Source organism: Candidatus Angelobacter sp., assembly GCA_035607015.1.
GTDB lineage: Bacteria > Verrucomicrobiota > Verrucomicrobiia > Limisphaerales > AV2 > AV2.
On the sequence record DATNDF010000366.1, the window covers coordinates 1 to 9,381 of the forward strand.

The 9,381-nt window shown below is 59.3% G+C and carries 8 protein-coding genes; 1 reads left to right on the top strand and 7 read right to left on the bottom strand.

The annotated features are described in order from the left end of the window. Positions 1 to 325: 325 nt before the first annotated feature. A complete protein-coding gene (locus VN887_14730) occupies positions 326 to 799 on the bottom strand; it encodes an IS630 family transposase (GenBank protein HXT41262.1) in 474 nt (157 codons plus the stop codon). 265 nt (positions 800 to 1,064) lie between these two features. Here VN887_14730 and VN887_14735 point away from each other — a divergent pair, with 265 nt between their 5' ends. Next, positions 1,065 to 1,229 (top strand): hypothetical protein, encoded by a 165-nt coding sequence (locus tag VN887_14735; GenBank protein HXT41263.1) that lies wholly within the window; start codon positions 1,065 to 1,067, stop codon positions 1,227 to 1,229. Between the two features lie 113 nt (positions 1,230 to 1,342). On the opposite strand, the gene VN887_14740 is transcribed toward VN887_14735, so the two are convergent. The 6 genes from VN887_14740 to VN887_14765 form a co-directional block, all read right to left on the bottom strand. Next, the gene (locus VN887_14740; GenBank protein HXT41264.1) at positions 1,343 to 1,705 is read right to left on the bottom strand and encodes a hypothetical protein; all 363 of its coding nucleotides are present in this window, start codon (positions 1,703 to 1,705) and stop codon (positions 1,343 to 1,345) included. Between the two features lie 29 nt (positions 1,706 to 1,734). Continuing rightward, complete coding sequence (locus tag VN887_14745; protein HXT41265.1) at positions 1,735 to 3,078, bottom strand: sigma-54 dependent transcriptional regulator; 1,344 nt, start codon at positions 3,076 to 3,078, stop codon at positions 1,735 to 1,737. A 5-nt stretch (positions 3,079 to 3,083) separates the two neighbouring features. Continuing rightward, positions 3,084 to 3,845, bottom strand: coding sequence for a gamma-glutamyl-gamma-aminobutyrate hydrolase family protein (locus VN887_14750; GenBank protein HXT41266.1), 762 nt, complete (start codon positions 3,843 to 3,845; stop codon positions 3,084 to 3,086). Beyond that, positions 3,842 to 4,117, bottom strand: a complete 276-nt coding sequence (locus VN887_14755) for a hypothetical protein (protein HXT41267.1) — start codon at positions 4,115 to 4,117, stop codon at positions 3,842 to 3,844. Before VN887_14755 ends, VN887_14750 begins: the two co-directional genes overlap by 4 nt. Positions 4,118 to 4,124: 7 nt before the next feature. Further along, positions 4,125 to 4,607 carry a 2-C-methyl-D-erythritol 2,4-cyclodiphosphate synthase gene (ispF, locus tag VN887_14760; protein ID HXT41268.1) on the bottom strand — a complete coding sequence of 161 codons (483 nt, stop codon included), beginning with the start codon at positions 4,605 to 4,607 and terminating at the stop codon, positions 4,125 to 4,127. 111 nt (positions 4,608 to 4,718) lie between these two features. After that, positions 4,719 to 8,888 (bottom strand): MBG domain-containing protein, encoded by a 4,170-nt coding sequence (locus tag VN887_14765; protein ID HXT41269.1) that lies wholly within the window; start codon positions 8,886 to 8,888, stop codon positions 4,719 to 4,721. Positions 8,889 to 9,381: the final 493 nt, after the last annotated feature.

Below are 9,381 nucleotides of genomic sequence, written 5' to 3' on the forward strand. Positions count from 1 at the left end.
GACCCGCTCGGGGGCGGAGACTTCACCGCAAAAAGCAGACAGTGCCGCGCAATCACAAGACAAAACGTTAAGTGAATCGCTCAGGCCGGTCAAAGAAAAGCCGTTGACGGGCCGGACGGAAATAGCCCCTGTATCGTCCGCCTTGAACCGAGATGTTTGCAAAGGCACGGTCCCCGTGTGGACCTCCGATGACAGACGCGTCAAGGCCGCGGAAGGGTTATCAAGGCAAGTCGGCTGTAAAATCACGGGAGACGGTTTGGGTGACGGGGTGTGACAACCTCTTCGGCGTACAATCCCGGGTGCCTTTCGCAAACGTTAGAGCAGTTTAAATAAAACTGTAGCCACAGGAAGCAAACCAATTCATGGCGTCTTGAGGCGTGACTTTGGCCAGCGCGTAGGTGATCGCCTCATGCAGGGCGGGTTGGGTGCGCGCCTCCGCGCTACGCAACAAGCCTTTAACTTTGCTCCACATTTTTTCGATGGGATTAAGGTCCGGTGAGTAGACGGGCAAAAAGCGAACCTCCGCGCCGCGCTGCGCGATGAGTCCCAGGCTGGCTGCGTCTTTATGGGGCGGAAGGTTGTCCATGACCACCACGTCGCCAGCTCGCAGCATGGGGCTCAAGACCTCGCGCACGTACACTTGGAAAACTTCCGCGTCGGTCGCGCCTTCGATCGCCAGGCAGGCCGTCGCCCCGTCCAGCCGGATCGCTCCCAAAAGCGTCGTTGCGTTCCAATGACCCTGAGGAGCACTGCCGCGAACACGCTCACCCCGGGGAGCCCGACCTCTGAGCCGGGTCATGTTGGTCTTGGCTCCGGACTCGTCCAGGAAGATCAGGCGTGTGCGGGGTCCCAGCTGCCTTGCCGCCGCCGCCAGAGCCGCCGCGCCCGTGCCACGTCCGGGCGATCCTGTTCGGTGGCATGGAGTGTCTTTTTTTATATGTCAGCCCAATTTTTCGCAGAGCGTAGTGGATGGCCGGCAAAGTGCAGTCCAACTTCACAGCCTGGCGCACTTCCCGCAAGGTCATATCAGGCTTGCGCCCGATGAGCGTGCGCATCTGTTCTCGGTGGCTGGGCTCAATGAGGGGCTTGCGTCCCGAGTAACGATGGCGGGCGCCAATATCTCCAGTGCGCGTCCGCTGTTGCAGGAGTTTTTTTACCATGCCCAGCGAGACGCGATAACGCTGGGCGACCTGCTCGCGGGTTCCCTCCTCACGGTCGTAGGAAGCTAAGATTCGTTCGCGCAAATCCAGCGAAAGCGTTCGCATGCCCAAAGCATATCAAAGTGAATTCAGAACGGCCACAGTTTATTTTAAAATGCTCTAGATGGCGGTGCCACTCGCAGTCAGTTTAATGGCGAGATAGTGAACGGTCCTTTCATATTCGGTTGCCATAGATTTACGGCGACGCCAGTCCCTTTTGCGCCGCCAGTAAACACAACTTTAAACATAATCCCCTGCATTCCTTGATACTCCCAAGGTTTAGCGTATAGCGTTGCCATGAGCGGGAAGCCATCATTGTCTGCAAGCGTCGCGATGGGAGGTTTCAAGCTGTGGGTGTTGACGAAGAAAATAAGCTGATAGTCAGCAGGGCGTTGGTGGTTGTAAGCAATCCGGACTGTTGGTCCTGGAGTGACGTTGGTGGAGACACAACTGGTGAGTGCAGCAACGAATCCGACGAGCAAGAAACCTCGGAAGGATGCTTTCATGGAAAAGAGAGGCGATGCCGCAGTCCGCTTCACGTCTCAATCGCGTAGGCCTTGATCTTGTTGTAGAGCGTCTGGCGTCCGATGCCGAGGCGTTTGGCGGTTTCCAGTTTGTTGCCACCGGTTTCCTTGAGCATCTGAACGATGGTGTTGCGCTCCATCGCCTCCATCAACGTCAGGTTTGTGTCGTCCTCCGGTGTTTCGGCCCGTGGCGCGTTGATGGACAGATCCTGCACGTCCACCTGCTTGCCTTCACACATGAGCACGGCGCGCTGCACCTCGTTCTGCAACTGGCGCACGTTGCCGGGCCAGTCGAATTTGCGGAGCAGTTCCGCCGCGGCCGGCGTGTATCCGGTGATGACGCGGTTGGCCTGCGCGGCGAAGCGTTTGAGGAATGAGTTGGCCAGCGGCAGGATGTCCTCGCGCCGGTCGCGCAGCGGCGGCAGGGCGATGGAAATGGCGCTGATGCGGTAATACAAATCCTCGCGCAGTTTGCCGGACTTGATGGCTTCCTCGGGCGGGCGATTCGTGGCCGCAATGACGCGGCAATCACTCTTGTAACTGGTGCGCCCGCCCACGGGCCGGACCTCCTTCTCCTGCAGGACGCGCAGCAGTTTGCTTTGTGTGTCGATGGGCATCTCCGAGATTTCGTCGAGCAACAGCGTGCCGCCGTCGGCCTGGCGGAACAACCCTTCGCGGTCGGCTTGCGCGCCGGTGTAGGCGCCCTTGACCGACCCGAACAGCTCGCTTTCGATCAACTCGCGCGGCAGCGCGGCGCAATTGACCTTGATCATGGGTCCCTTGGCGCGCGTGCTCAGGGCGTGAAACAAATCGGCGATGACCTCCTTGCCGGTGCCGCTCTCGCCCGTGAGCAGGATGGAAACGTCGCTGGGCGCAACCCGCTCGACGGTGCGCACGACGGCCTTCATCGCGGAGCTTTGGAAGATCGGCGACGCGCCGCCGGTCATGGTCGAGAGCGCCTGCCGCAACGAGCTGGCCTGCTCGCTCAATTGTTTGTGTTCCAGGGCGCGCTTGACGAGCACCATCAGGTTCTTGGGATCGACAGGCTTGTTTTGAAAGTGGTAGGCGCCGCGCTTGGTGGCCTCGACGGCAGCATCGAATGTGGCGTTGCCGGTCAGGACGATGACTTCCGTCTCCGGCCACTGTTTTTTAATGGCCGGCAGCAGGTCGAGGCCGTGACCGTCCGGCAGTTGCAAATCGAGCAGCACCACGTCTGGTTGCGGACCCTCGAAGGCGGTCTGAGCCGCCGCCGCGTTCTCCGCGGGAATGACTTCGTAACCCTCCGACTCGAGCAGCGTGAGCATCAGATCACGCATGTTCATGTCGTCGTCCACCACCATGATTTTCGTTTTCATACGGGCTACTTCCGCTTCGGTTCACAAGCACGTGTAAAGCTCCGGAACAATTCCCGAAAGACACCATGCTTTTCAAACAAACGCTCGGGATGAAATTGCACCCCCGCCAGCCACGGCAACCATTGCGCCGCCGGACGGGCCAGTTCCAGGCCTTCAATCACCCCATCCATGCTGACCGCAGTCACGCGCAACACATCTGCCAGACGTCCAACCGCCTGATGATGCGAGCTGTTTACACCAAGCGTTTGCTTGCCGGCAATCTTGTTCAGGATGGAGCCGGGCGTCAATGCCACTTTGTGGACGATTTTGTCCTTCCGGTCCAGACGGACGTGGTTCAGCGCACCCGCCACCTGCCTCGTGATATCCACAATCAGCGTGCCCCCCAGGGCAACGTTCAGCATCTGCTGGCCACGGCAGATGGCCAGCAGCGGTTTCCGCTGCCGGAACACTTCGCGAATCAAAAGCAGTTCCAACAGATCCCGGGCAGGATCCGGAGGACTGACCGTCCGCCTGAGCCTTGCTGAAAGACGTCGCGCGTACAGCTTTGGCTGAACATCGTCCCCGCCGGTCAGCATCACGCCGTCGCACCTGCGCACGGCTTCGACGATCCCGTTTTCGGGCGTGGAGCACGGCAACACCCACGGCACGCCACCCGCCGCAACGATGGCGCGCGGGTAGCATTCCGAAAGGCTCAATGAGATGTCGAGGAATTCGGCGCCTTTGCGTTCGCTGCACGGCGTGATGAGAATCAGCGGCCTCGATTTCATGACAAATCCGCCTCAGGAAACCGCTCGCGGATCACTTTCGTCACCCGCATCTCCTCCTCGGGTCGCAACAGCCGGCGCGCAATCCGGCGTCGAACCGCATCCAGTAATTCCAACCAGTCATCGAGCGGCGGCTGTTCCAGGGACTGCCACTGGTCGTAGCGTTTTTCGCGGACGAAAAACTTCCACTCGCCGCCGACGCGGCGAGCATAAACCTCGCGTTTAACGCCGTCAGCCGACCGGCCTTTCCAACTGATTTCCGCCTTGGCGCCCATTCCTTGCTTATTGCTCGGCCAGATCAACACCTGCCACAGCCATCGCGGCAATGCCCTCCTCGCGACCGATGCAACCGAGTTGCTCGTTCGTCGTGGCCTTGACGCCGACGCGTTTCGGATTGATGCCCAGAGCCTGCGCGATGTTCAATTGCATGGCATGAATGTGCGGCGCCAGCTTTGGCGCTTGCGCGATGAGGGTCGCATCCACGTTGACAACCTTTCCGTCATGGAAGGCGACCTGGCGCGCGGCCTCCTGCAAAAAAACCTTGCTGGGCGCGTTTTTCCAGCGCGGATCACTGTTCGGAAAGAAATGGCCGATGTCGCCCTCGCCCAACGCGCCAAAAATCGCGTCACAAATCGCGTGCATCAAAACGTCGGCGTCGGAATGGCCGTCCAGTCCTTTTGAATGGGGAATGTCCACGCCGCCGAGAATGAGTCTGCGTCCTTCGACAAGCCGGTGTACGTCATAACCGATGCCCACGTGAATCATGCGCGTCAATGTATCGGGAGTGTCCGTCAAGTAAATCGTTTTCAATTTCCAGCCCCGGCTGCAAGCGGGGCATCGTGGGAATCCCCATTTGCCGCTGTGCGCGTATCCGCATCAGGGCAGGACTCGCACCCGGTAAAAGCGACTAACGTTGGTCGGGACGCTGTCGTCTACATTCGTAGCCGTATTGCCGGTGCTGACGACGTCTCTGGATAGGTCGGTCCAGCCAGCCGTACTTAAGCCGGGATTGAACTGGACCTGATAGGTCCCGTTAGTAACTGCAGTCCAGATGATCACGATGTTGGTTGTGGTTACAGTTGGCGGAAATAACAACGGCGCTGGCGCGGTAATGGTCAGCGTGCCTGTGTTAAAGTCGATGGCGTAGTTATCGCTGGTCAAACCGCTGGGCGAAATCGAGTAGCTCCCGGCGTTCTCGCCCGGAGTTCGAGTGAAGGCCAATGTGCCACTCAACACACCTGGGTCCTCGCCATTGACGAACCCGTCATAGGTCACTGTGAACGCCGGATCGGCCATGCCGTAAGTTTTGGTCTTTGTGTCAGCGGTGACAGACAGGGCCGCTTTGGCAATCGTGAACGTGCCGTTTTCAAAGGTAATCGCGTAATTGCCGCTATTCAGGCCGCTGGGAGTGATCGAGTAGCTTCCGGCGTTCTCGCCGGGAGCGCGTGTGAAGGCCAAAGCGCCACTCAACACAGCTTGATCCTCGCCATTGACGAAACCGCCGTAGGTCACCGTGAACCCCGGATCAGACGCGCCGTATGTCTTGCTCCTTGCGTCGGCAACGACGGACAAAACGGCCTTCGTGATCGTCAGCGCACTCGCAGTGAAGCCTATCGTGTAATTCCCGTTGGGCGTCAGCGTCCCGGCAGTGATTCCATAGGGGCTGCCCGCGACACTTTCGCCGGTCGATCGCGCAAGCACGCCCGTCAACGCGCTGGCGACCGTGTCGCTGAACTTCAATCCGACCACCGCGAAGGTTAGAGCCGGATCGATCGCGCCGTAGCTTTTGGTCTGTGCGTCGGCGATGACGGACAATGCCGCCTTGATGATAGTCAGTGTACTGCCCGTGAAGTTTATGACATAATTCCCATTGGGAACCAACGTTCCCTGAGTGACGGAGTAGGGGCCATCGGCCACCGATTCGCCTGGCGTACGTGTGAGCGCGCCCGTCAGCGCGGTCGCGACGGTGTCGTTGAACTGCAGTCCGCTCACCGCGAAAGTCAGCACTGGATCCGTATCACCGTAGGTTTTGGTCTGATTGTCGGCGGTGACAGAAAGCGAAGCCCTGGCAATGTTCAGGTTACCGGTGTTGAAAGTGATGATGTAGTTCCCGCTCGTCAGGCCGGATGGGGTGATGAGGTAGTCTCCGACGTTCTCGCCCGCAGCGCGCGCGAAGGCGAGCGTCCCGCCCAATACACTTTGATTCTCTCCGTTGACAAAGGCTGTGAAGTTCACGGTGAACGCCGGATCAGCGCCGCCATACGTTTTGGTCTTGTCGCTGGCGGTAACAGACAACGCCGCCTTCGTGATTGCCAGCGTATTGCCCGCAAAACTGATCGTGTAATTGGCGTTGGCCACCAGCGTTCCTTGTGTGATCGCGTACGGGCCGCCCGTCACGGTTTCACCGGCGGCCCGCGTTAACGCGCCCGACAACGCGGTCGCTGCCGTCTCGTTGAACTGCAGGCCATTTACGGCGAAGGTTAGCGCAGGGTCAGCCGTGCCGTAGGTCTTTGTCCCGGGCTGGGCCGCAACCGTCAGTGTCGCGGGTGAGATCGACAGGGTGCTGCCCGTGAAGTTGATTGCATAATTGCCGTTGGCAACCAGCGTCCCCTGCGCGATCGCGTACGGACTGCCCGCCACGCTTTCACCCGCTGACCGCGTCAATGCGCCGGTCAACACGGAAGACCGTGTATCTGAAAACTGCAAGCCGGTCACAGCGTAGGTCAACTCTGGGTCCGCAGCCCCATACGTCTTGACCTGAGGGTCGGCAGCGATGGACAGTGGGGAAGGGTCGATGGTGATGGTAAAGGAATTCGTCACCGTTAGGCTCGGACTCCCTCCATCGCTGGCGGCCACCTCGACTGGGAAAACGCCCGTTTGGGTCGGTATACCAGAAAACGTCCGCGTGGCACCGACGAAAGTGATGCCCGGCGGCAGTCCCGTCGCCACGTAGCTCAACGGGTCATTGTCAGGGTCCGTAAATGTATCGGCCGGAAATTGAAAATTGAACGCCGACCCGTAAATGACGGGTGGAGGATCTACGATTGGATTCGCCACGAGGGGCTTCAAGTTGGATACGGTAACCTTTGCGGAAGTCGCATCGTAGCTCACTTGCATGCCGATGTCGTTGGATGGGTAATTGAACGCCGCGAACGCGCCGACGCGGCTGAGCGCCGTCAGGAAAGTGAACGTCGCGCCTTTCGCGGGAGAAAATCCATTGGTCAGTGTGACATTGAGTGTACCGCCGAGCGTGGCAACCCCTCCCGCCCCGCCGCCCGAGACCGTGACCAGATCGAGATTTGTTCCGGGCAAATTGCCTCCCAACTCGATGTTCAACGTCCCGGAAGCCGTTTGTTGGTAGTTTCCAGAGATGTCCAGTTCACCCAGCGGAAAGCCCGGGCTGATTGTGGCAGAGTTGATGACATTCTGGAGATTGGCGACCGTGACGAGACCGGTGCCCACCAGACTGCCACCCACGAATTGAATGGGCTGGGCTTGCGCGTCCAGATTTCCGCCGTCGAGAATGGTTAGCCCGCCGGTTTGCTGATTGATGGTGTATCGCAAAGTGTTTGTTTGAACTTCCACTGTGCCGGTGTTGATGAACTGAAAGTCGATGGAAGTGGTTCCCAAAACCGCCGTACCGTTCGTTTTCGCAAATGTTCCGGCGTTGACGAAGGTGGGCGTGGCGCCCGCGCCCGACGAGGCGTTGCCATCGAAGGTGTTGATGAATGTGGCGCCGAGCAGATTGCTGAACACAGCGCCATTGGCCCCGATAAAATTGCCCGCACTCCAGATAGCCAGCCCGGGATTGATCAACTTCCCGCCGTTGAGCGTGACACTGCCGTTGATGTTCAATCCACCGTCGGCTGTGACGAGCGCACTAGTGATCGAACCGCCGCTCAGGGTTAACAGGCCCGTGACGGCCACCGGGCTGGTGCCACCGAGCGTCCCCCCGGTTAGATTCACGCCGGCCACAGTACCGGAGCTGTTGAAATTCACGAGACTGTTGGCCCCGTTGATATTCAGAATTGCACTATTGACGTCGCAGGAGGGCGCAAGAGTGACAGTGCCCGCCGTGACGCTCAACGAGGAGCCCGCGTCGAAAGTGCCACTGGCAGTCAGCGTCGTGGCGTTGCCGTTGACGCTCACGATGCCAGTGCCGGTAACTAGGGAACCAACCGCCAGCGCGTGACTACCGCCACTGAACTGTAGTGTGGCCCCGGGCGCGTTGCTAATGGTGCCGGTGTGAGTTCCTCCGAGATTGAGACTCAAGGCCGCGGTTAGTACTTCCACGGTGCCGCTATTGTTGAAGGGTGCGGTGAGGATGGTGCTCGCGGTTCCAGCGGTTTGGCGAAAGATTCCCGAGTTGCTGATGGGCGTCGTTGCGATGCCGTTAAGATGGCCGTCCGCAGTGATGTCGAATGTCCCGCCAGCGAGATTGTTGATGGTAGCACCGGTCGAGGCGGTCAGGTTGCCCCCGGCCCAGGTTGTGGTGCCGTCGTTGTTCACCGTCCGAGTGAGCGTCACGCCACCGGATCCGATCACCAGGAATCCGCTGCTGCCGATGCTTGTCGTGCCGGTTCCGCTCATGGTGCCGTTGGCCCAGTTCAATGTGCCGTTTACCATCAGGTCGCCAGAGCCATTGAGAACGCTCTGGGACACCGTCAAATCAAGATTTCCATTTGTGTTGACCACACTTGCGCCGTTCAATGTCAGTGTCGCGCGGTCAATGGACAGAGTTTGCGTGCCGCCGGCACCACCGCCGATTACGAGGCCGCCAGCCGTGGCGGCGGTGCTCGCAGGCACCGTAACGGTGTAGGTGCCGTTGTTCGTGATGAAGGCGTTGTCCGCGGTACCGGGCACCTGCGCAGGAGTCCAGTTGCCAGCAGCGTTCCAATTGCCGGTGCCGCCAACCCACACGAGGTCGGTGGCACTTACGGTCGCAACGACAAGCAGGATTCCTCCAACGACCATCAACCATGTTGCGAGACCGTAAGCGGAGCGACGAGTTTTGGTGGGGACAGGGCGGAGTAAGCGGGGGTACATAGTCGTGATTCCTTTCGTCATTGCATCGGTTCGGCGTGTTCACGTTGATCGGCTCGCGCGGAGAATTGTCGCGGGTCGTTAGCAGATGGAGCGGTCCGTCTTTTGCGACTCAACGTCACAACGGTAAGACGGTGACGACGGCTTCATGGACTATACCGATCTTGGTAAATCCACGCCGGGAATTGACCTGTGCGATAAGAGTTTGGTGAACGAACTCACGTGCGATGCACTGCCAGTGTCAACGCGAATACGGGGATGACAGGACAAGAAATGACCGGGCAGAATCACGGTCCGATTCTGGACCTGGCAAACCGCTACGTCGGAATTCCATTCGAGAATGGGGGCGCTAGAAAAAACTCGCCCTTGCGTCGAGGCCGCGCTTGTGAAAACTTTCGCCTCCCTTATGGGACACGTGAAACTGCACATTCCGGGACCGGTCGAGGTCAGCGAAAAAACTTTTCGCGCCTTTTGCTCGCCGATGATCGGCCATCGC

Excerpts from the sequence above, each read along its gene's own strand:
- ispF (HXT41268.1), bottom strand. The coding sequence starts at position 4,607 with ATGATTCACGTGGGCATCGGTTATGACGTACACCGGCTTGTCGAAGGA.
- VN887_14765 (HXT41269.1), bottom strand. The coding sequence starts at position 8,888 with ATGTACCCCCGCTTACTCCGCCCTGTCCCCACCAAAACTCGTCGCTCC.
- VN887_14750 (HXT41266.1), bottom strand. The coding sequence starts at position 3,845 with ATGAAATCGAGGCCGCTGATTCTCATCACGCCGTGCAGCGAACGCAAA.
- VN887_14745 (HXT41265.1), bottom strand. The coding sequence starts at position 3,078 with ATGAAAACGAAAATCATGGTGGTGGACGACGACATGAACATGCGTGAT.
- VN887_14740 (HXT41264.1), bottom strand. The coding sequence starts at position 1,705 with ATGAAAGCATCCTTCCGAGGTTTCTTGCTCGTCGGATTCGTTGCTGCA.
- VN887_14755 (HXT41267.1), bottom strand. The coding sequence starts at position 4,117 with ATGGGCGCCAAGGCGGAAATCAGTTGGAAAGGCCGGTCGGCTGACGGC.
- VN887_14730 (HXT41262.1), bottom strand. The coding sequence starts at position 799 with ATGACCCGGCTCAGAGGTCGGGCTCCCCGGGGTGAGCGTGTTCGCGGC.